Annotated in this window: 21 protein-coding genes; 17 read left to right on the forward strand and 4 right to left on the reverse strand. The window is 66.5% G+C overall.

The features are described from left to right. The first annotated feature begins 189 nt into the window (after window positions 1–189). The 5 genes from HMPREF2886_RS16505 (at window position 190) to HMPREF2886_RS16525 (ending at window position 3,850) form a co-directional block, all read left to right on the forward strand. A complete protein-coding gene (locus tag HMPREF2886_RS16505) occupies window positions 190–732 on the forward strand; it encodes a TetR/AcrR family transcriptional regulator (protein ID WP_003091415.1) in 543 nt (180 codons plus the stop codon). 11 nt (window positions 733–743) lie between these two features. After that, window positions 744–1,601 (forward strand): alpha/beta fold hydrolase, encoded by an 858-nt coding sequence (locus HMPREF2886_RS16510; protein WP_003160693.1) that lies wholly within the window; start codon window positions 744–746, stop codon window positions 1,599–1,601. Window positions 1,602–1,713: 112 nt separating this feature from the next. Continuing rightward, window positions 1,714–2,361, forward strand: a complete 648-nt coding sequence (locus HMPREF2886_RS16515; protein ID WP_070747862.1) for a bifunctional 4-hydroxy-2-oxoglutarate aldolase/2-dehydro-3-deoxy-phosphogluconate aldolase — start codon at window positions 1,714–1,716, stop codon at window positions 2,359–2,361. Further along, a complete protein-coding gene (locus HMPREF2886_RS16520) occupies window positions 2,361–2,798 on the forward strand; it encodes an acyl-CoA thioesterase (RefSeq protein WP_003107647.1) in 438 nt (145 codons plus the stop codon). Before HMPREF2886_RS16515 ends, HMPREF2886_RS16520 begins: the two co-directional genes overlap by 1 nt. A 92-nt stretch (window positions 2,799–2,890) precedes the next feature. Continuing rightward, window positions 2,891–3,850 carry a tRNA dihydrouridine synthase gene (locus HMPREF2886_RS16525; protein ID WP_003104220.1) on the forward strand — a complete coding sequence of 320 codons (960 nt, stop codon included), beginning with the start codon at window positions 2,891–2,893 and terminating at the stop codon, window positions 3,848–3,850. Window positions 3,851–3,864: 14 nt separating this feature from the next. Here HMPREF2886_RS16525 and HMPREF2886_RS16530 read toward each other — a convergent pair whose 3' ends face one another. Both HMPREF2886_RS16530 and HMPREF2886_RS16535 read right to left on the reverse strand, forming a co-directional pair. Then, window positions 3,865–4,611 carry an SDR family oxidoreductase gene (locus HMPREF2886_RS16530; protein WP_033971534.1) on the reverse strand — a complete coding sequence of 249 codons (747 nt, stop codon included), beginning with the start codon at window positions 4,609–4,611 and terminating at the stop codon, window positions 3,865–3,867. 16 nt (window positions 4,612–4,627) lie between these two features. Further along, entirely contained in the window at window positions 4,628–5,431 is an 804-nt protein-coding gene (locus tag HMPREF2886_RS16535) for a GNAT family N-acetyltransferase (RefSeq protein WP_033971532.1), read from the reverse strand. Window positions 5,432–5,588: 157 nt separating this feature from the next. On the opposite strand from HMPREF2886_RS16535, the gene HMPREF2886_RS16540 reads away from it, so the two are divergent. Further along, entirely contained in the window at window positions 5,589–6,038 is a 450-nt protein-coding gene (locus HMPREF2886_RS16540; RefSeq protein ID WP_003091405.1) for an Hsp20 family protein, read from the forward strand. Between the two features lie 42 nt (window positions 6,039–6,080). Here HMPREF2886_RS16540 and HMPREF2886_RS16545 read toward each other — a convergent pair whose 3' ends face one another. Beyond that, entirely contained in the window at window positions 6,081–7,409 is a 1,329-nt protein-coding gene (locus HMPREF2886_RS16545) for an SGNH/GDSL hydrolase family protein (protein ID WP_033971529.1), read from the reverse strand. Window positions 7,410–7,520: 111 nt separating this feature from the next. Between HMPREF2886_RS16545 and HMPREF2886_RS16550 the strand changes: the two genes are divergently transcribed. Beyond that, complete coding sequence (locus HMPREF2886_RS16550; RefSeq protein WP_033971526.1) at window positions 7,521–8,432, forward strand: LysR family transcriptional regulator; 912 nt, start codon at window positions 7,521–7,523, stop codon at window positions 8,430–8,432. A 79-nt stretch (window positions 8,433–8,511) separates the two neighbouring features. Next, window positions 8,512–8,889 (forward strand): RidA family protein, encoded by a 378-nt coding sequence (locus tag HMPREF2886_RS16555; protein WP_003091402.1) that lies wholly within the window; start codon window positions 8,512–8,514, stop codon window positions 8,887–8,889. A 92-nt stretch (window positions 8,890–8,981) separates the two neighbouring features. Here HMPREF2886_RS16555 and HMPREF2886_RS16560 read toward each other — a convergent pair whose 3' ends face one another. After that, entirely contained in the window at window positions 8,982–9,875 is an 894-nt protein-coding gene (locus HMPREF2886_RS16560) for a LysR family transcriptional regulator (RefSeq protein WP_033971524.1), read from the reverse strand. A gap of 162 nt (window positions 9,876–10,037) precedes the next feature. On the opposite strand from HMPREF2886_RS16560, the gene leuC reads away from it, so the two are divergent. The 9 genes from leuC to HMPREF2886_RS16605 all read left to right on the forward strand — a co-directional run bounded on the left by leuC (window position 10,038) and on the right by HMPREF2886_RS16605 (window position 20,911). Further along, a complete protein-coding gene (gene leuC, locus HMPREF2886_RS16565; RefSeq protein ID WP_003091399.1) occupies window positions 10,038–11,462 on the forward strand; it encodes a 3-isopropylmalate dehydratase large subunit in 1,425 nt (474 codons plus the stop codon). Window positions 11,463–11,473: 11 nt separating this feature from the next. Continuing rightward, window positions 11,474–12,112 (forward strand): 3-isopropylmalate dehydratase small subunit, encoded by a 639-nt coding sequence (gene leuD, locus HMPREF2886_RS16570; protein WP_003091398.1) that lies wholly within the window; start codon window positions 11,474–11,476, stop codon window positions 12,110–12,112. A gap of 70 nt (window positions 12,113–12,182) precedes the next feature. Continuing rightward, complete coding sequence (locus tag HMPREF2886_RS16575) at window positions 12,183–12,944, forward strand: class I SAM-dependent methyltransferase (RefSeq protein ID WP_033975871.1); 762 nt, start codon at window positions 12,183–12,185, stop codon at window positions 12,942–12,944. 58 nt (window positions 12,945–13,002) lie between these two features. Next, complete coding sequence (leuB, locus tag HMPREF2886_RS16580) at window positions 13,003–14,085, forward strand: 3-isopropylmalate dehydrogenase (protein ID WP_033971520.1); 1,083 nt, start codon at window positions 13,003–13,005, stop codon at window positions 14,083–14,085. Between the two features lie 69 nt (window positions 14,086–14,154). Continuing rightward, window positions 14,155–15,267: an aspartate-semialdehyde dehydrogenase gene (gene asd, locus HMPREF2886_RS16585; protein WP_003111187.1), complete on the forward strand. Its 1,113-nt coding sequence runs from the start codon at window positions 14,155–14,157 to the stop codon at window positions 15,265–15,267. 101 nt (window positions 15,268–15,368) lie between these two features. Further along, a complete protein-coding gene (locus tag HMPREF2886_RS16590) occupies window positions 15,369–16,379 on the forward strand; it encodes an aspartate-semialdehyde dehydrogenase (RefSeq protein WP_003115016.1) in 1,011 nt (336 codons plus the stop codon). Window positions 16,380–16,547: 168 nt separating this feature from the next. Then, complete coding sequence (gene fimV, locus HMPREF2886_RS16595; RefSeq protein WP_070747865.1) at window positions 16,548–19,307, forward strand: motility hub landmark protein FimV; 2,760 nt, start codon at window positions 16,548–16,550, stop codon at window positions 19,305–19,307. 21 nt (window positions 19,308–19,328) lie between these two features. Continuing rightward, on the forward strand, window positions 19,329–20,186 hold the full coding sequence (truA, locus tag HMPREF2886_RS16600; protein WP_003091390.1) for a tRNA pseudouridine(38-40) synthase TruA: 858 nt from the start codon (window positions 19,329–19,331) through the stop codon (window positions 20,184–20,186). 89 nt (window positions 20,187–20,275) lie between these two features. Continuing rightward, window positions 20,276–20,911: a phosphoribosylanthranilate isomerase gene (locus HMPREF2886_RS16605; RefSeq protein WP_033971512.1), complete on the forward strand. Its 636-nt coding sequence runs from the start codon at window positions 20,276–20,278 to the stop codon at window positions 20,909–20,911. Window positions 20,912–21,092 lie beyond the last annotated feature (181 nt).

The raw sequence follows: 21,092 nt of genomic DNA on the forward strand, positions 1-21,092 counted from the left end.
AACAGGGGTTCGAGTCCCCTAGGGGACGCCACTTTTTCCCGCTCTGCGGGGCTCTATAGGGCCATTCCGAATTGGAATGGCCCTTTTGTTTTTTCCCTTTTCGAATTTCCTGACAGACGGTCCGGCCGTACGCTTGTCGATTTTTATTATGCATGTAATATTTCATCTATAATATTTTCGGAGGCCGTCATGAGCGACAAGAAAACCCAGACCCGTGCCCGCATCCTCGGTGCCGCCACCCAGGCCCTGCTCGAGCGGGGCGCCGTCGAGCCTAGCGTCGGGGAAGTGATGGGCGCGGCGGGGCTCACCGTCGGCGGCTTCTATGCCCACTTCCAGAGCAAGGATGCGCTGATGCTCGAGGCATTCGAGCAATTGCTCGGCAAACGCCGCGAACTGCTCGGCGAACTCGACCCCGGATTGTCGGGAAAGGAGCGTCGGGCCTTGGCGGCCGCCTTCTACCTGTCGCGCAAGCATCGGGACGCACAGGTCGACGCTGGTTGTCCGCTGCCGGCGACCCTCGCCGAGGTGGCGCGCCTGCCAGAGGGGTTTCGCGAGGTCTTGAGCAGACATGTCGAGATCATGGTCGCCAGCCTGGCGGAAAGTCCCGAGGAAACCGACGTCGCCCTGGCCGACCTGGTGTTGATGATTGGCGGTTTGGCGCTGGCCCGGGCGTTGGGGCCGGGCGAACTGTCCGACCGGGTTCTGCGTGCCGCCAAGCAGGCGGTGAACTGAGGAGGTGCGAGATGAGCAGCCTGACCTGGATTCGCGGTTTCAACGGGACGATCGGCCGCATCGCGCCGCGTTGGACGGCCGAGCGTATGCGTCGGGCGTTCATGATGCCTGGCGAGTGGCCGCCGAAGGATTGGGAGCTGCCGCTGCTGGCCAGCTCGGAGCGCGTCACTCTGCGCTTCGGGCTGTCGGTGTTGCGCTGGGGCGAGGGGCCGGCAGTCCTGCTGCTGCATGGCTGGGCTGGCAGGCCGACACAGTTCGCCCATCTGATCGAGCAACTGGTCGGCGCGGGTTATTCGGTGTATGCCCTCGATGCGCCGGCACATGGCCGCTCGCCGGGCAGGGAGGCGAACGTGGTGCTGTTCGCCCATGCCTTGCTGGAGGCCGCTGGCGAGTTGCCGCCGCTGCGTGCGGTGGTCGGTCATTCCCTGGGTGGCGCGGCGGCGTTGCTGGCGGCCCAGATGGGGTTGCGCAGCGAAGCGCTGGTGACGGTCTCGGCGCCGTCGCGGATTCTCGAACAGTTGCGCCTGTTCGCTCGTTTCGTCGGTTTGCCGGCCCTGGCTCGCTCGCATTTCATCCGTCTGGTCGAGCGTCAGGCGGGCATATCCGCGGCGTGCCTGGATGTGGCGCGCTACCGTCTGGAAATGCCCGGACTGGTGGTGCATGCCGACGACGACACGCGCGTAGCGGTGGAAAATGCCGAGCGCATCCATGCCGCCTGGCCGGCCAGTCGCTTGCTGCGCCTGCCGGGCGGCGGCCACCACCGGCTGCTCGGCGAGCGCAGGCTGAGCGAGTCGCTGCTGGCGCTGCTCGAGGAGCGCCCGGCGATGCGCGCTTGCCGACGCGTGGAAAAGACGGCGAGCGCTTCCTGAGGCGCGTAGCAGAGGGGTTGTCGTTGTCCTGGCCTCGGTTCTTCGGTAAAAAGCGCTGTGGCCCGCGCGGAGCGATCCGGCGGGGCGAACCGTTTCGAATCGAGGAGTGCCCATGACATTGCCGCTGGATCGGGTCCTGCAGCAGGCCAGCCCGGTATTGCCGGTGCTGGTGATCGAGGACGTGGCACTGGCGCCCGACCTGGCGCGTGCGTTGTATGCGGGCGGCGTCACGGTGCTGGAAGTGACGCTGCGCACGCCGCAGGCGCTGGACGCGATCGCCGCCATCCATCGCGAGGTGCCCGAGGTCCTGCTGGGGGCGGGTACCCTGATCCACACCGAGCAGTTTCTCGAGGCGCGCGACGCGGGCGCGCAGTTCGCCGTCAGCCCCGGATGCACGCCGCGCCTTGCCGCCGCCGCGGAGGATGCCGGCCTGCCATACCTGCCCGGGGTGATGACGCCTTCGGAAGTGCTGCTGGCGCTGGAGTACGGTTATCGCTCGCTGAAGCTGTTCCCGGCCGATGGCACTGCCAGCGTGAAAATGCTGAAAAGCCTGAAGGGGCCGTTCACCGGCATCCGCTTCTGCCCGACCGGCGGGGTGAACCTGGACAACCTGCTGAATTTCCTCCGCCTGCCCAATGTCGCCTGTGTCGGCGGCACCTGGCTGGCGCCACCGAGCCTGATCCGGGCGCGGGCCTGGGATCAGATCACACAACTGGCCAGGGAGGCGCGCGAACTGGCCAGCAGCCTGGAGCAGCATTGATGAATTGGGACTACGCCGATCCGTTCGTGATCGACCTCAGGGTCCTCGCCGAGGATATCGACGGGCTCGGCCACGCGAACAACGCCGTCTACGTCAGCTGGCTGGAGCGCTGCGCCTGGCGCCACTCGCAGCGGCTGGGCCTGGACCTGGCCGAGTACCGCCGGTTGGACCGGGCGATGGCGGTGCTGCGCCACGAGATCGACTACCTGGCCGCGGCCTACGAGGGCGACGAACTGCAACTGGCGACCTGGATCGTCGAGTCCGACCAGCGCCTGCGGATGAACCGGCGCTTCCAGTTGGTACGCCCGGCGGATGGCGCCACGCTGCTACGGGCGCAGACCACCTTCGTCTGCATCGAACTGTCCAGCGGCAAGCCGAAGCGGATGCCGGCGGAGTTCATCGACGGCTATGGCCAGGCTCTGCTCGCCGGGGCCTGACCCGTCGCGCGTCGGCCGGCAGGCATTCGCACTTTGTTCCGGGCGGCGGATTCTCTAGAATCCGCCGCCTGTCATTTTCGAGGTAGTGGTTCGTGCAAATCGCCCTGGCGCCGATGGAAGGTCTGGTGGATGAAATCCTCCGCGACGTGCTGACCCGCGTCGGCGGCATCGATTGGTGCGTCACCGAATTCATCCGCATCACCGATCGCCTGCTGCCGGCCACGGCTTTCCACAAGCTGGCGCCGGAGCTGCGCGACGGTAGCCGGACCCGCGCCGGGACGCCGATGCGTGTCCAGTTGCTCGGCTCCGATCCTGCGTGCCTGGCCGATAACGCCGCGTTCGCCTGTGAGCTGGGCGCCCCGGTGATCGACCTGAACTTCGGTTGTCCGGCCAAGACCGTGAACCGCTCGCGTGGCGGTGCGGTATTGCTCAAGGAGCCGGAGCTGATGCACGACATCGTCGCCGCCGTGCGTCGCGCGGTGCCGAGCGAGATTGCGGTGACCTCGAAGATGCGTCTGGGCTACGACAGTCCCGACGGCGCCCTGGATTGTGCGCGGGCCCTGGCCGACGGCGGCTCGGCCCATGTAGTGGTGCATGCCCGGACCAAGGTCGATGGCTACAGGCCGCCGGCGCACTGGGAGTGGGTGGCGCGGGTGGCCGAGGCGGTGCGCGTGCCGGTGTTCGCCAATGGCGAAGTGTGGACGCTCGACGACTACCTGCGTTGTCGCGAGGTCAGTGGGGTGGAGGACATCATGCTCGGTCGCGGCCTGGTCTCGCGCCCAGGCCTGGCTCGGCAGATCGCCGCCTGGCGCGATGGCGGCGAAATCCGCGAGATGCCCTGGAGCGAGCTGTTGCCGCTGCTGCGCGACTTCTGGCTGCAGGCCCGGCGCAAGCTCGCCCCGCGCTATGCCCCGGGCCGTCTCAAGCAGTGGCTGGGCATGCTCACCCGCACCTATCCCGAAGCCGTCGAGCTGTTCGCACGGATTCGCCGGGAAAGCGATTGCGAAACCATCGACCGGCTGTTGCAGGTGTCGTTCAGCCAGGCGGCCTAGCTTGCGTACCAGGCCTAACGGCCGCCGCTGACATCGATGAAGGTGCCGGTGCTGTAGCTGGCTTCGTCCGACGCCAGCCAGAGAATCGCCCGCGCGACTTCCTCCACCGTACCGCCGCGTCCTAGCGGTATGCCGCCCTTCAGGCGTTCGATACGGCCGGGCTCGCCGCCGCTGGCGTGGATATCGGTATCGATAAGTCCGGGCCGCACCGCGTTGACCCGGATACCCTCCGCCGCCACTTCCCTGGCCAGCCCGATGGTCATGCTGTCGATGGCGCCCTTGGCGGCGGCATAGTCGATGTATTCGTTGGGCGATCCCAGCCGCGAGGCCATGGAGGATACGTTGACGATGCTGCCGCCGCGGCCGCCGTGGCGGGTCGACAGGCGCTTCACCGCCTCGCGGGCGCAGAGGAAGCTACCGGTCACGTTGGTCGCGAATACCCTGTGCAGGCGCGCCGCGTCGATGTTTTCCAGGCGCGTCTGCGCTTCCAGCATGCCGGCGTTGTTGACCAGCACATCGAGGCGGCCGAAACGTTCGTCGATGGCGGCGAACAGCCGCTCGACATCGCCTTCCTCGGCTACGTCGGCCGCCACCGCCAGGGCTTCGCCGCCCTGGCGCTCGATGCGCTGGCGCAGCGCTTCGGCGGCCTCGCGGTTGCGCAGATAGTTGAGGACGACCGCATAGCCGCGTTCGGCGGCGAGCAGAGCGGTGGCGGCGCCGATGCCGCGGCTGGCTCCGGTGATCAGCATGACGTTGCGCATGATGATGCTCCCCAGGTCAGTAGCGAGTGAAGGTCAGGTAGTCGGCGTCCCAGCCCAGGCCCTGCCAGAACAGGTTGGACAGCGGCGCGTCAAGGGCCGATTGCGCGCGGATCAGGCCAGCGCCGCGCGAGCGCAGGGCCTCCTCGGCGCTGCCCACCAGTTCCCGGGCCAGGCCCTGGCGGCGGGCCTGCGGCAATACGTAGAGCTCTGCGATCTCTCCGACCCGTGCCTGACCGTCCTCGATCTGCCACAAGTGGGCGAGGACGAAACCGCGGGGATGCTGCTGGGCCTCCGCCAGCCAGAGCAAGCGGTTGCGCGAGGCGGCCAGGAGCAGTGCCTGGATCGCCTGCTGGTCGCCGGCATCCAGGGTTTCCCCGGCTTCGCGGACATTGGCTTGCCAGAGCGCGGCCACCGCGGGGACGTCGTCGGCGCTGGCCAGGCGAACCCGGTGTTGCTCTGGCGTCGCATCGAGCTCCTGGCCGACCCGCAGCAGGTTGCCGTCGGGATCGATCAGGGCGAATTCGCGCATGCCCCAGGGCTGCTCTTCCAGGGCCGTGATGCGTGGAATCCCCTGGCCGCCCAGGCCGAGTGCCTCGGCCTGGCGATGCAGCGCCTGGGCGTCCTCCAGGCGCAGGTAGGCAGCGCTGCAATTGGTCTTCGGTTCGAGCGCTTCGAACAGCGACAGGTGCAGCTCCAGGGCGCCGCGCTGGAGGATGGCGTAGGTCGGATAGCGAGCGCCAAGGTGGAAGCCGAGGGACTGGTAGAAGGCGCTGGCGCTGTCCAGATCGCGGCAGGGGAAGGTCGGGATTGCGCGTTCCATGGCGACGATTCTCGAAAGGATGAGTTTCGATCTGAGCACGACGAACGGTCGTTCTCAAGGCTCTTGAAATACTTCCGACGATCCCTATCTAGTTCGTGCGGGATGCCGAAGACGGGTTCCGCACCAGAGTACTTGCTGATAATTCAGGAGATTCGCAATGAGCAACGCTTTTTCCCTCGCCCCGCTGTTCCGTCATTCCGTAGGCTTCGATCGCTTCAACGATCTGTTCGAGTCGGCCCTGCGCAATGAGGCCGGGAGTACCTACCCGCCCTACAACGTCGAAAAGCACGGTGACGACGAGTATCGCATCGTCATCGCCGCCGCCGGCTTCCAGGAAGAAGACCTGGACCTGCAGGTCGAGCGCGGCGTGCTGACCGTCAGTGGCGGCAAGCGCGAGAAGTCCACGGACAACGTGACCTACCTGCACCAGGGCATTGCCCAGCGCGCCTTCAAGCTGTCGTTCCGCCTCGCCGACCATATCGAGGTCAAGGCGGCTTCGCTGGCCAACGGCCTGCTGAACATCGACCTGGTCCGGCTGGTTCCGGAAGAAGCCAAGCCGAAGCGTATCGCCATCAATGGCCAGCGCCCGGCACTGGACAACCAGTAACCGTCAGCGGTGATCGAAAAAAGGCGCCTCCGGGCGCCTTTTTCATTTCGTTGCGCTATCGGCCCGGGGCTCTGCCGGTAGGCCGTGGGGCATCTCGTCCAGCAGGACGTCGAGGTCGACGGCGGCTGCCATCGCCCGGTTGCCTTCGTCGCCGGGATGCAGGTGGTCGCCGGAGTCGTAGCGCGCGGCGAGCCGCGACGGCTGCTCCGGATCGCGCAATGCCGCGTCGAAGTCGATCACCGCATCGAAGGCGCCGGCATGACGGATCCACTCGTTAACCTGCCTGCGCAGGGCTTCCTTGGCGGGATGGTAATAATCGCTCAGCGGCGTGCCGGGCAGTGCGCCCTCGAACGGCGTGAGGGTCGCGCCGACGACCCGGATACCCCGGTTGTGCGCCTGTTCGATCAATTGCCGGTAGCCGGCGATCAGCGCTTCCAGGGTGGGCGGTGCGGCATTCCGGGCGAAAGCGGTACCGGGCCAGGCAATGTCGTTGATGCCGAGCATCACCACCATGCTGCTTGCGCCTGGCTGGGCCAGTACGTCGCGGTCCAGGCGTGCCAGCGCGTTCACGCCCATGCCGTCGCTCAGCAGGCGGGCACCGGAGATCCCGGCATTGACCACGGCGACGCCATGCGGGGCCAGGCGTTCGGCGAGGAAGTCCGGCCAACGGCTGTTCCGGTCGAGGCTGGCGCTGGCTCCGTCGGTGATCGAGTCGCCGAGCGTCACCAGCGTCCGCGTTGCCGTTTCGGTTTCGACCAGGATACCTGTCAACAGCAGGCGCGCGGTGGTGCTCTGGCTGTCCGCCGCGTCCAGCTGCAATGCGTGGCTTTGGGTCTGCTCGCCGGCGACGATCCAGCCCGTCTGGCGGCCGTCCCAGTGGAAGGTTTCCATGGGCGTGGCGGCCGGCAGGTAGATACTCACCAGCACCTGCGAGAGCGCGGCAACCGGCATCGCCACCGGATCGCTGAGTAGCGTGGCGCCGGGCGCGATGGTCGCCGTCCGGCGTCCGCCGAAGGTCACGTCATGCAGGCTGCCGGTGGCGACCGCGGCGCGCTCGGAACCGGGTTTGGCCAGGGTGGCCCTGCCGATCCGGATCGGGCGCTTTCCATAGGTATTTGCCAGGACGATGCGCACGCGCGTTCCTCCCAGGCTGATTCGCGCCAGTTGCCGCACCGTCTGGTCGTGCAGTTCGGCCGGCACGTTGCTGGGAAACAGGAAGTCCTCAGCCCAGACCGGCTGCGGGCTGGCCTGCCAGCTGGCGGTCCAGGAAGCGGCCGGCGCGGCGCAGGCGTACAACAGGCTCGTCGCGAGCGCGAAGGCCCGGGTTGCGCTGGAGGTCGCGGCGGGAAGTCTTTCAATGGGTCGTTTCATGTCGTTGAATTCAGTGGTTATCCTGTAGCTGATGATGAATTCAAAGATTTAAGGGAAATAGACCGCCGCGGGGAACATCATTTATGAAGCGAAATCATCAGGCAGGGCGCCATGGCCCGGCTTGAAGTCAACCGTTCCGGCGAACTGGAGGTGTTTGCCCGGGTCGTCGAGTCGAGGGGCTTTTCCGCCGCCGCTCGACATTGCGGCATGACGCCCTCGGCAGTCAGCAAGCTGATCACCCGGCTCGAACAGCGCCTGGGAACCCGCTTGCTGAACCGTTCCACCCGTCAATTGCAACTGACGCCCGAGGGATGTGCGTTCTACGAGCGCGGGGTGCGTATCCTGGCCGACCTGGAGGAAGCCGAGCGGTGTGCGAGCGAAAACGCGGCGCCGCGCGGGCGCTTGCGAGTCAACGCCAACGTGCCTTTCGGACATCACTTCCTGCTGCCGCTGGTGCCCGAGTTCCTCGCGCAGCATCCCGAGGTGACGCTGGATATCGTGCTGACCGATGAGGTCGTCGACATCCTCGAGCAGCGCACCGACGTGGCCGTGCGCGCGGGGCCGCTGAAAAGCTCGAGCCTGGTGGCGCGCAAGCTGGGGAGCACGCGCATGCTGATCGTCGGTGCGCCGGCCTACCTGGCCCGGCATGGCATGCCGGCCACGCCGCAGGCGCTGCTGGGGCACAACCGGCTCGGCGCCAACTATGTGCGAACGCGCTCCGGCTGGCCGCTGCGGGACGCCGGTGAGGAACTCGTGGTGCCGTTGTCGGGCAACGCCCAGGCCAGCGATGGCGAGGCGCTACGCCGCCTGGCCGTGGCCGGCCTGGGCCTGGCGCGGCTGGCCGCGTTCCAGGTGCGCGAAGACATAGCCGCCGGCCGCCTGCTTCCCGTGCTCGAGGCATACAACCCGGGCGACCAGGAGGATGTCCACGCCGTCTACGTCGGCCAGGGCGGCTATCTGCCGCTGCGCGTGCGGGCGTTCCTGGACTTTCTGGCGGAGCGCGTCGATATGAGCCAGGGTTGATCGCAGTGCTACATGAATACGCCGATTCCGCGGCCGAAACCTTTTCTTCCTAGCGCTTCATCCACAGGAGGCAATCCAGATGAGCGATGACATCCAGCGTTACCCCAGCAGCCTGCCGTTTCCCTTTTCCCGCGCGGTGCGGGCCGGCGGCTTCCTGTTTCTTTCCGGACAGGTGCCGATGAGTCCGACCGGCGAGGTGGTACGTGGCGATATCCAGACCCAGACCGAAGCGGTGATGGCACGCATCGGCGAGACCCTGGAGAGCTGTGGCGCGCGTTTCGACCAACTGGTGAAGGTCACCGTCTGGCTGTCGGACATGGCCCACTTCGCCGGTTTCAACGAGGTCTACCAGCGTCATGTGCAGGGGGCCTTGCCGGTACGCTCGACGGTGACCGCCGGGCTGGCGCTGGGGGTCGACGTGGAGGTCGAGGTGCAGGCGTGGGTCGGCGAGGGCTGAGTCGCGAGGGCATTGTGATGCAGGTCGGGTGAGCGCTGGCCGCGGATGGCGAATAGGGGAGGGCCTACCCGTGGCGTCCGACCTGAATCGCTTCAGGCCGCTGGAGTGCCGTTGCCGAGTGCCTGTTCGTCGAGCAGGCGCATGAAGGCGCGCGCGGCGTTCGACAGGGTCCGCTCGGTGTGCAGGATATAGCCGAGCTGGCGGCTGAGCTGGATGTCCTGCAGCGGCAGGCGCACCACCTGGTCGTCGAGCATGGTCCGCGGCAGCACGCTCCAGGCCAGACCGATGGAGACCATCATCTTGATGGTCTCCAGGTAGTTGGTGCTCATGGCGATGTTCGGCGTCAGCCCTTCGGCTTCGAACATGCGCCGCACGATGTGGTGGGTGAAGGTGTTGCCGCCGGGGAATACCGCGGGGTGCTTGGCGACGTCGGCGAGGAACACCGTGCCCTGTCGGGCCAGCGGGTGCTCCGGGGCGGCGACGAAGTCCAGCGGGTCGTCCCACACCGGGACTGCGCGCACCGGTTCGGCGGTTTCCGGGGCCAGGGTGATCACCGCCAGCTCCGCACGGCCATGAAGAATCTCCTCGTAGGCCACTTCCGAATCCAGGAACTGGATATCCAGCGCCACCTGCGGATGCGCCCGGGTGAAGGCGCGCAGCAGCGGCGGCAGGCGATGCAGGCCGATGTGGTGGCTGGTGGCCAGGACCAGCCGGCCGCTGACCTCGCCGGTGAGGTTGTTCAGCGCCCGGCGGGTGTCGTCGAGCACGTTGAGCAACTGGTAGGCGCGCGGCAGCAGGGCGCGGCCGGCCTCGGTGAGGTTGACCTCGCGGCCGACCCGGTCGAACAGCCGGGCATTGAGTTGCTGTTCGAGGGCGGCGATGCGCTTGCTCACCGCCGGTTGGGTCAGGTGCAGGCGCTCGCCGGCTTCGGAGAAGCTGCCGGTCTCGGCAATGGCGATGAAGGTGTTGAGGCTGTTCAGGTCCATTGCGGGCCTCCGCTGGTTTCGGCTGCCCGGAGCTTAGCGCCAATGGATTCCCGTTGGGAATGCTTTGGATGAAAAATATGAATTTGAGTTATTCGTGGTCAGGCCATAGGATCATCCTCACAAGCCCTGTGGGCATAGAAATGAGCTGATGAGGAAATCCCGATGGCCGGCAAGACCCTCTACGACAAACTCTGGGACATGCACCTGGTCAAGCAGCGCGACGACGGTTCGGCGCTGATCTACATCGACCGCCATATCCTGCACGAAGTGACCTCGCCGCAGGCCTTCGAGGGCCTTCGCCTGGCCGGGCGCAAGCCGTGGCGGATCGACGCCAACATCGCCACCCCGGACCACAACGTGCCGACCACCCGCACCGAGCGCAAGGGCGGCATCGCCGCCATCGCCGACGAGGTCTCGCGCCTGCAGGTGCAGACCCTCGACGAGAACTGCGACGACTTCGGCATCACCGAATTCAAGATGAACGACGTGCGCCAGGGTATCGTCCATGTGGTCGGCCCGGAGCAGGGCGCGACCCTCCCGGGGATGACCGTGGTCTGCGGCGACTCGCACACTTCCACCCACGGTGCCTTCGGCGCGCTGGCCCACGGCATCGGCACTTCCGAGGTCGAGCATGTGCTGGCGACCCAGTGCCTGGTGGCGAAGAAGATGAAGAACATGCTGGTCAAGGTCGAAGGCAGGCTGCCGGCCGGCGTCACGGCGAAGGATATCGTCCTCGCGGTGATCGGCAGGATCGGCACCGCCGGCGGCAACGGCCACGCCATCGAGTTCGCCGGCAGCGCCATCCGCGACCTGTCCATCGAAGGGCGGATGACCATCTGCAACATGTCGATCGAGGCGGGCGCCCGCGTCGGCCTGGTCGCCGTCGACCAGAAGACCATCGACTACGTGAAGGGCCGGCCCTTCGCGCCGAGCGCCGAGCAATGGGATCAGGCCGTCGCCTGCTGGCAGGGGCTGGTGTCGGACGCCGATGCCCGTTTCGATACCGTGGTCGAGCTGGACGCCGCGCAGATCAAGCCGCAGGTCAGTTGGGGCACGTCGCCGGAAATGGTCCTGGCCGTCGACCAGAACGTGCCGGACCCGGCCCGCGAGAGCGACCCGATCAAGCGCGGCTCCATCGAGCGCGCCTTGAAGTACATGGGCCTGCGGCCGAACCAGGCGATCACCGACATCCAGCTGGACCGGGTATTCATCGGTTCCTGCACCAACTCGCGGATCGAGGACCTGCGCGCCGCCGCCGAAGTGGCCAGGGGCCGCAAGGTCGCCGCGACCATCAAGCAGGCGCTGGTGGTGCCGGGTTCCGGGTTGGTCAAGGAGCAGGCCGAGAAGGAAGGCCTGGACCGGATCTTCATCGAGGCCGGTTTCGAATGGCGCGAGCCGGGCTGTTCCATGTGCCTGGCGATGAATCCGGACCGGCTGGAGAGCGGCGAACACTGCGCCTCGACCTCCAACCGCAACTTCGAGGGCCGTCAGGGCGCCGGTGGCCGTACCCACCTGGTCAGCCCGGCGATGGCCGCCGCCGCGGCCGTCAACGGCCGCTTCATCGATGTCCGCGAATTGCTCGCCTGAGGAGAACCGAGATGAAACCCTATACCCAGACGACCGGTCTCGTCGCTCCGCTGGATCGCGCCAACGTCGATACCGATCAGATCATTCCCAAGCAATTCCTCAAGTCGATCAAGCGCACCGGCTTCGGCCCCAACCTGTTCGACGAATGGCGCTACCTGGATGTCGGGCAGCCGGGACAGGACAACTCGAAGCGTCCGCTGAACCCGGACTTCGTCCTCAACCAGCCGCGCTACCAGGGCGCCAGCGTACTGCTGGCGCGGGAGAACTTCGGCTGCGGCTCGTCCCGCGAGCACGCGCCCTGGGCGCTGGACGAGTACGGTTTCCGCACGGTGATCGCACCGAGCTATGCCGACATCTTCTTCAACAACAGTTTCAAGAACGGCTTGCTGCCGATCATCCTGCCCGAGGCCGAGGTGGACGAACTGTTCCGCCAGGTCGAGGCGAACGAAGGCTACCAGTTGTCCATCGACCTGGCGGCGCAGACGGTTACCCGTCCTGATGGCAAGGTGCTGGGTTTCGAGGTCGACCCGTTCCGCAAGCATTGCCTGCTCAACGGCCTCGACGACATCGGCCTGACGTTGCAGGACGCCGATGCGATCCGTGCTTTCGAGGACGGCTACCGCCAGCAGCAGCCCTGGCTGTTCCGCTGAGCGGCACGCGAGTCCCCTTGCCGGCGCATCCTGGGTTGGGTGCGCCCGGTTTTTCTCCCGGAGTAGGTTCATGAGCGACCACGATGACGTTGTCCAGCGCCAGTTCGGCGCCCAGGCTTCGGCCTACCTGAGCAGCGCCGTGCATGCCCAGGGCGAGGAATTCGCCTTGCTGCGCGACGCCCTGGCCGGGCGCCCGGAAGCGCGGGTCCTCGACCTGGGCTGCGGCGCCGGCCACGTGAGCTTCCAGGTCGCTGCCCTGGCAGGAGAGGTGGTGGCCTACGATCTTTCCGCCGAGATGCTCGCCGTGGTGGCGCAGAGCGCCGCGGAACGGGGCATGGCGAATATCCGTACCGAGCGGGGCAAGGCCGAGAGCCTGCCCTTCGCCGACGGCGAGTTCGATTTCGTCTTCAGTCGCTATTCCACTCATCACTGGCGCGACGTCGGCCTGGCCCTGCGCGAGGTGCGGCGGGTGCTCAAGCCCGGCGGGGTGGCGATCTTCGTCGACGTGGCGGCGCCCGGGCAGGCCTTGCCGGACACCTTCCTGCAGACCGTCGAGATGCTCCGCGACACCAGCCATGTGCGCAACTACTCGCCGGCCGAGTGGGCGCGCCTGAGCGGCGAGGCGGGGTTACTGGTCACCGGAAGTCGGCGCCAGCGCTTGCGCCTGGAGTTCCAGTCGTGGGTCGAGCGGATGCGTACGCCGGAGGTGTTCCGCCAGGCGATCCGCAGCCTGCAGCTGGCGGTGGGCGAGGAAGTCAGGGAGTATTTCGAGATTGCCGACGACGGCTCGTTCAGCACCGACGTGCTGGTGCTGTGGCTGCGTCGGGAGTGACGGTTCGATCGCGGCGGCGCATGCCCGCCGTTCAATGAATGAAGGACAAGAGGGTGTTATGAGCAAGCAGATCCTGGTTCTCCCCGGTGACGGTATCGGCCCGGAAATCATGGCGGAAGCGGTCAAGGTGCTGGAGCTGGCCAACGACAGGTTCCAGCTCGGCTTCGAACTGGCCGAGGACGTCATCGGTGGCGCGGCCATCGACAAGCACGGCGTGCCGCTGGCCGACCAGACCCTGCAGCGCGCGCGTCAGGCCGATGCGGTGCTGCTGGGCGCGGTAGGGGGGCCGAAATGGGACAGGATCGAACGCGATATCCGTCCCGAGCGTGGCCTGCTGAAGATTCGCTCGCAACTGGGCCTGTTCGCCAACCTGCGTCCGGCCATCCTCTACCCGCAGCTGGCCGCGGCCTCCAGCCTGAAGCCGGAAGTGGTCGCCGGGCTGGACATCCTCATCGTCCGCGAACTGACCGGCGGCATCTACTTCGGCCAGCCCCGCGAGCAGCGCGTGCTGGAGAACGGCGAGCGCCAGGCCTACGACACCCTGCCTTACAGCGAGAGCGAAATCCGTCGTATCGCCCGCGTCGGTTTCGATATGGCCCGCGTACGCAATAACAGGCTCTGTTCGGTGGACAAGGCCAACGTCCTCGCCTCCAGCCAGCTGTGGCGGGAAGTGGTGGAAGAGGTGGCGAAGGACTACCCGGACGTCGAGCTTTCCCATATGTACGTGGATAACGCCGCCATGCAACTGGTGCGCGCGCCCAAGCAGTTCGACGTGATGGTCACCGACAACATGTTCGGCGACATCCTGTCGGATGAGGCTTCCATGCTGACCGGTTCCATCGGCATGCTGCCTTCTGCCTCGCTCGACGCGAACAACAAGGGCATGTACGAACCCTGCCACGGTTCCGCCCCGGACATCGCCGGTCAGGGCATCGCCAACCCGCTGGCAACCATCCTCTCGGTCTCGATGATGCTGCGCTACAGCTTCAACCAGGCAGCCGCCGCCGACGCCATCGAACAGGCGGTGAGCAAGGTCCTCGACCAGGGATTGCGCACCGGCGACATCTGGTCCGAAGGCTGCCGCAAGGTCGGCACCCGGGAAATGGGCGATGCCGTAGTCGCGGCACTCAAGAATCTGTAATCTGACGGGCTTGGCCGGCGCCATGATGGCTGCCGGCCAGCTCACTTCTCTCATATAGGTGTAGTTGCGATGAAGCGTGTAGGTCTGATCGGTTGGCGCGGGATGGTGGGTTCCGTACTCATGCAGCGGATGCTGGAAGAGCGGGACTTCGACCTGATCGAGCCGGTGTTCTTCACCACGTCGAACGTCGGTGGCCAGGGCCCGGAAGTGGGCAAGGACATCGCTCCGCTGAAGGACGCCTACAGCATCGACGAGCTGAAGACCCTCGACGTGATCCTGACCTGCCAGGGCGGCGACTACACCAGCGAAGTATTCCCCAAGCTGCGCGAGGCCGGCTGGCAGGGCTACTGGATCGATGCCGCCTCCAGCCTGCGCATGGAAGACGACGCGGTGATCGTCCTCGACCCGGTCAACCGCAAGGTCATCGACCAGGCTCTGGACGCCGGTACCCGCAACTACATCGGCGGCAACTGCACCGTCAGCCTGATGCTGATGGCCCTGGGCGGGCTGTTCGACGCCGGCCTGGTCGAGTGGATGAGCGCCATGACCTACCAGGCCGCTTCCGGTGCCGGTGCGCAGAACATGCGTGAGCTGCTCAAGCAGATGGGCGCCGCCCATGCATCGGTGGCGGATGACCTGGCCAATCCGGCCAGCGCGATTCTCGACATCGACCGCAAGGTGGCGGAGACCCTGCGCAGCGAAGCCTTCCCCACCGAGCATTTCGGCGCGCCGCTGGGCGGCAGCCTGATCCCCTGGATCGACAAGGAACTGCCCAACGGACAGAGCCGCGAAGAGTGGAAGGCCCAGGCGGAGACCAACAAGATCCTCGCCCGCTTCAAGAACCCGATCCCGGTCGACGGTATCTGCGTGCGCGTCGGCGCCATGCGTTGCCACAGCCAGGCGCTGACCATCAAGTTGAACAAGGATGTGCCGCTGACCGACATCGAGGGCCTGATCAGCCAGCACAATCCCTGGGTCAAGCTGGTGCCGAACCACCGCGAGGTAAGCGTGCGCGAGCTGACCCCGGCCGCCGTCACCGGCACCCTGAGCGTTCCGGTCGGGCGCCTGCGCAAGCTGAACATGGGTTCCCAGTACCTCGGCGCCTTCACCGTCGGCGACCAGTTGCTGTGGGGCGCTGCCGAACCGCTGCGGCGCATGCTGCGCATCCTGCTGGAGCGCTGATCGATCCGGCGCCGTCCGCAATGGGCGGCGCCTCGATTGCCTGGGCGAAGGTGGGCAAGTAAAGTGCCACGCCTATTTCGCAGACCGCCGAGGCTTTTCCCATGTCCCAGCCCCTCAATGTCGCAGTCGTAGGCGCCACCGGATCGGTTGGCGAGGCTCTGGTCGGTCTCCTCGACGAACGCGACTTCCCGCTTCATCGTCTGCACCTGCTGGCCAGCGCCGAGTCGGCCGGGCAGCGCATGGGGTTCGCCGAAAGCAGCCTGCGTGTCGGCGATGTCGATAGCTTCGATTTTTCCAGTGTCGGCCTGGCCTTCTTCGCCGCGGCAGCGGAGGTGTCGCGTGCCCATGCCGAGCGTGCCCGCGCGGCGGGTTGTTCGGTGATCGACCTGAGCGGCGCCCTGGAACCGAGCGTCGCACCGCCGGTCATGGTTTCGGTGAATGCCGAACGCCTGGCCTCGCAAGCGGCGCCGTTCCTTTTGTCCAGTCCTTGCGCCGTAGCCGCCGAACTGTGCGAAGTGCTGGCGCCACTCCTGGCCACGCTGGATTGCCGGCAGCTGAACCTGACAGCCTGCCTCTCCGTCTCCAGCCTGGGGCGCGAAGGGGTCAAGGAACTCGCCCGGCAGACCGCCGAACTGCTCAATGCGCGCCCCCTGGAGCCGCGTCTCTTCGACCGCCAGATCGCCTTCAACCTGCTGGCGCAGGTCGGCGCGGTGGATGCCGAGGGGCACAGCGCGATCGAGCGGCGCATCTTCGCGGAGGTGCAGGCCTTGCTTGGCGAGCGTATCGGACCGTTGAACGTTACCTGCATCCAGGCGCCGGTATTCTTCGGCGACAGCCTCAGCGTGACCCTGCAATGCGCGGAACCGGTGGACCTGGCCGCGGTGACGCGGGTCCTCGATGCGACGAAAGGCATCGAATGGGTCGGCGAGGGCGATTATCCGACGGTGGTCGGCGATGCCCTCGGCCAGGACGAGACCTATGTCGGCCGGGTGAGGGCGGGGCAGGCTGATCCCTGTCAGGTCAATTTGTGGATTGTGTCTGATAATGTGCGAAAAGGTGCCGCGCTGAACGCCGTGCTCCTGGGTGAGTTGTTGATAAAACACTATCTGTAAAAGATACTTACCCACAGATTTGTAGAATTATTCGAGCTTGTTAATACTGGTTCGATCCGCTGCTGCCGGGGAGCGTCCGTCCATGCATGGCTGGGCGAGCGGACAGCAAGCACCGACGCACTCCCTCTCGTGAAACGAGAAAAGATATTAAAACCAAGGGATTACACTATGGTTCGGCTTCGTACACTGGTTCGGGCAATCGCGGCGGCCTCGGTCCTGACTTCCGGCATGGCGCATGGATTGGGACTGGGGGAAATCACCCTGAAGTCGGCGTTGAACCAACCGTTGGATGCCGAGATCGAGCTGCTCGAAGTTCGTGACCTGGGTTCGGGCGAGGTGATCCCGAGCCTGGCGTCGCCGGAAGAGTTCAGCAAGGCGGGTGTCGATCGCCTGTACTACCTCACCGACCTGAAGTTTACGCCGGTGGTGAAGCCCAACGGCAAGAGCGTCATTCGCGTGACCTCGTCGAAACCGGTGCAGGAGCCCTACCTGAACTTCCTGGTCCAGGTGCTCTGGCCGAACGGCCGCCTGCTGCGCGAGTACACCGTCCTGCTGGATCCGCCGCTGTACTCCCCGCAGGCCGCGGCAAGCGCTCCGCAAGCGCCGGTCAGCGCGCCGCGCGCGACCGGCGCCCCGCGAACCCCGCAGGCACCGGCTCCGGTGCGTACCACTGCGCCGGCAGGCAGCGACACCTATCGCACCGTTTCCAACGACACGCTCTGGGAGATTGCCCAGCGCAACCGTACCGATCGCGTTTCCGTACCCCAGGCGATGCTCGCGTTCCAGGAGCTGAATCCGGGCGCTTTCGTCGATGGCAACATCAACCGGCTGAAGAGCGGCCAGGTCCTGCGCATTCCCACCGAACAGCAGATGCTGGAGCGCTCGCCGCGCGAGGCGCTGTCCCAGGTGCAGGCGCAGAACCAGAGCTGGCGCGGCAGCCGCAATCCGGCTGCGGGCACCGCTGGCGCCAGGCAGTTGGATGCGACCCAGCGCAATGCCGCCGGGTCGGCGCCATCCAAGGTCGACGCCACGGACAACCTGCGCCTGGTGTCTGGCGAGGGCAAGGCCAGCAAGGGGGCCGACAAGGGCGGGAAGGGCGACAGCAAGGCGATCGCCGATACCCTGGCGGTGACCAAGGAAAGCCTCGATAGCACTCGCCGCGAGAACGAAGAACTGCAGAGCCGCATGCAGGATCTGCAGAGCCAGCTGGACAAGCTGCAGAAGTTGATCCAGCTGAAGGACGCCCAGTTGGCCAAGCTGCAAGGGCAGTTGGGCGCCGAAGGCCAGGGCGCAGCCCAGCCGAACGCAGCCCTGCCGGATGCGTCCCAGCCCAATGCAGCCGCGCAGGCGCCGGCTCAGCCCGGGACTCCCGCTGCGGCAGCGCCGACTCCTGCTCCGGCCGGAGAAGCACCCGCCGCTCCGGCGCAGACTCCGGTGGCGCCGCCGCCCGCGCCAGCTGCCGAGAAGCCTCCGGCACCTGCCGTTCCGGCGCCCGCTCCGGTACAGGCGGCAGAACAGCCGGCACCGAGCTTCCTCGACGAACTGCTGGCCAACCCGCTGTGGTTGGCGGTGATCGGCGGTAGCGCACTGCTGGCGTTGCTGGTGCTGCTGATGATCCTGTCGCGGCGCAATGCGCAGAAAGAGAAGGAAGAAGCCCAGGCTTTCGCCGCGCATGCCGGCGAGGAACAGGAGGATGCGCTGGACCTGGGAAAGGACGGCTTCGACGACCTGACCCTCGACGAGCCTGAGCCGCAGGTCGCAGCCGTCGCTCCGCAGGTCGAGAAGACCACCGCGCAGACTTCCGATGCGCTGGGGGAGGCCGACATCTATATCGCCTACGGGCGTTTCAACCAGGCCGCCGAATTGTTGCAGAACGCCATCTACGACGAGCCGCAGCGCACCGACCTGCGCCTCAAGCTGATGGAAGTCTATGCCGAGATGGGCGATCGCGAAGGTTTCGCTCGCCAGGAAAACGAGCTGCGCGAAATCGGCGGCGCACAGCCGCAGGTCGAGCAGCTCAAGTCGCGCTACCCGGCAATGGTCGCGGTCGCCGCGGTTGCCGGCCTGGCCGGCGCCAAGCTGGCGCAGGACGAACTGGATAGCTTCAGCCTCGACGACTTGTCGCTCGACGACAGCGGTCACGCGGCCAAGCCGGATGCGGCAGGACAGGATCTCGACGACGCCTTCGACCTGAGCCTGGACGACCTGGGCGGCGACGACGTTCAGGCCGACCTCAAGTCCGACAGCGGGGCGCTTGACGACCTGACCCTGGACAGCGATCTGGACCTGGCGGCTTCGACCGCGGCGGACAAGCCTGTCGACGATCTCGACTTCGGCCTGGATTTCGCGGAGTTGGCAGAGACTCCGAGCCAACCCAAGCATGACGACCTGGGCGATTTCTCCCTGGATCTCGACGCGCCGGAAGACAAGCTTTCGGACGACGATTTCCTGCTTTCGCTGAACGACGAGGTGCCCGCCGCGGCGCCTGCCGACAACGAATTCACCCTCGATACCGAGGCTGCCGAAGAGCCGGCGTTGTCCCTGCCGGACGACTTCGACCTGTCGCTGGCCGACGAGCCGGCGGAGCCGGCCGCCCCGGCAAAGAGCGAGGACAGTTTCGCCGCCCAGTTGGATGAGGTGAGTGCGCAGTTGGACGAGTTGGCCAGCAACCTTGACGAGCCGAAGAGCGCGGCGCCGAGTTTCTCCGCCGAGGATGCAGCGGTCGCCTCCGCACTGGACGGAGACGCCGACGATGACTTCGACTTCCTCTCCGGTGCCGACGAAGCAGCGACCAAGCTGGATCTGGCTCGTGCCTACATCGACATGGGCGATAGCGAAGGCGCGCGCGATATCCTCGACGAAGTCCTGGCCGAAGGTAACGACAGCCAGCAGGCGGAAGCCCGCGAGTTGCTGGAGCGCCTGGCCTGATCCGGAAATGAAGCGACCCTCATGAACGATGTTGTTCCGCCAGCGGCAGCCGAATCGGCTGCCGCTGGCGTTTCCAGAATCGCCCTCGGCATCGAGTACAAGGGCTCCCGCTATCGTGGCTGGCAGCGCCAGGAAGCCGGCGTGCCTTCCGTGCAGGAAGCGCTGGAGCGCGCCTTGTCGAAGGTTGCCGCCGAGCCGGTCGGGGTGATCTGCGCCGGACGTACCGACGCTGCCGTTCATGCCAGCGGCCAGGTGGTGCATTTCGACACCGCGGTGGAGCGCCCGTTGAAAGCATGGGTGATGGGCACCAACGCCAACCTGCCCGCGGATATCAGTGTGACCTGGGCGAGGGTGATGCCGGCGCATTTCCACGCGCGCTTCTCGGCCATGGCCCGGCGCTATCGCTACGCCATCTACAACGATCCGATCCGTCCGGCGCACCTGGCCGAGGAGGTCACCTGGAATCATCGGCCGCTGGATATCGGGCGGATGCGCGAGGCGGCCCAGGTACTGGTCGGCACCCATGACTTCACCTCGTTCCGTGCGGTGCAGTGCCAGGCCAAGTCGCCGGTCAAGACCATGCATCACGTGCGCCTGCTGGAGCATGGTCGGTTGATCGTGCTGGACATCCGCGGTAACGCTTTCCTTCATCATATGGTGCGCAACATCGCTGGCGTCCTGATGACCATCGGTGCCGGCGAGCGGCCGATCGAATGGGCGAAGGAGGTGCTCGAGGCGCGCGACCGGCGCGCCGGTGGGGTCACCGCTCACCCCTACGGACTCTATCTGGTGCGGGTGGAGTACCCCGGGGAGTTCGAGTTGCCCGAGCGCTACCTGGGGCCGCATTTCCTTTCCGGATTGCCCGATATCGTCGGCTGACGTCGAATCGGGCTTTTGCTACCATCGAGAATTCCCGCCGGACCGGCCGTCCGGCGGTTCGTCGCTCACTCGCCGAGGATTCTCCGTCGTTGCCAGCCGTTCGCATCAAGATCTGCGGTATCACCCGAGTCGAGGACGCCCTGGCCGCCGCCGCGGCGGGCGCCGATGCCATCGGCCTGGTGTTCTATGCGAAGAGCCCGCGGGCGGTGGATATCCATCGGGCGCGGGAGATCGTTCGTGCCCTGCCGCCGTTCGTGACCAGCGTCGGCCTGTTCGTCAACGCCAGCCGCTGCGAACTGGGCGAGATTCTCGATGCGGTGCCGCTGGACCTGCTGCAATTCCATGGCGACGAGCGCGCCGAGGACTGCGAGGGTCATCGGCGACCCTACCTGAAAGCCCTGCGGGTGAAGCCCGGCGACGACATCGTCGGGCGTGCGGCGGAATATCCGGGAGCTGCCGGGATTCTCCTGGATACCTATGTGGAAGGCGTGCCCGGCGGCACGGGGGCGGCGTTCGACTGGTCGCTGGTGCCGGCCGACCTGGGCAAACCCCTGGTGCTGGCCGGTGGTCTGACGCCGGATAACGTCGGCAGGGCAGTCGAGCAGGTCAAGCCCTACGCGGTGGACGTCAGCGGTGGCGTCGAGGCGAGCAAGGGAATCAAGGATGCGGCCAGGGTCCGCGCGTTCGTGGACGCGGTGCGTTCGCGGCGCCGCGACGAGACATGATGTGACGACGGGCGGCCTGCCGCCGTCCACTAGCGTGTCGCCGTTTCCGCGACAACGCCCGGCCGCCGATAGGGGGCCCAGATATTTCGCGATAGCCGCTCGCCGGGTATCGCCCAGGTGACCGCGCAGGCGGGGGATGGGACAGGCCGCGAAACGCTTCGCAGCCGTGGGGCCCACCGTT

Source organism: Pseudomonas sp. HMSC066A08 (assembly GCF_001813025.1).
GTDB classification, from domain to species: domain Bacteria; phylum Pseudomonadota; class Gammaproteobacteria; order Pseudomonadales; family Pseudomonadaceae; genus Pseudomonas; species Pseudomonas aeruginosa.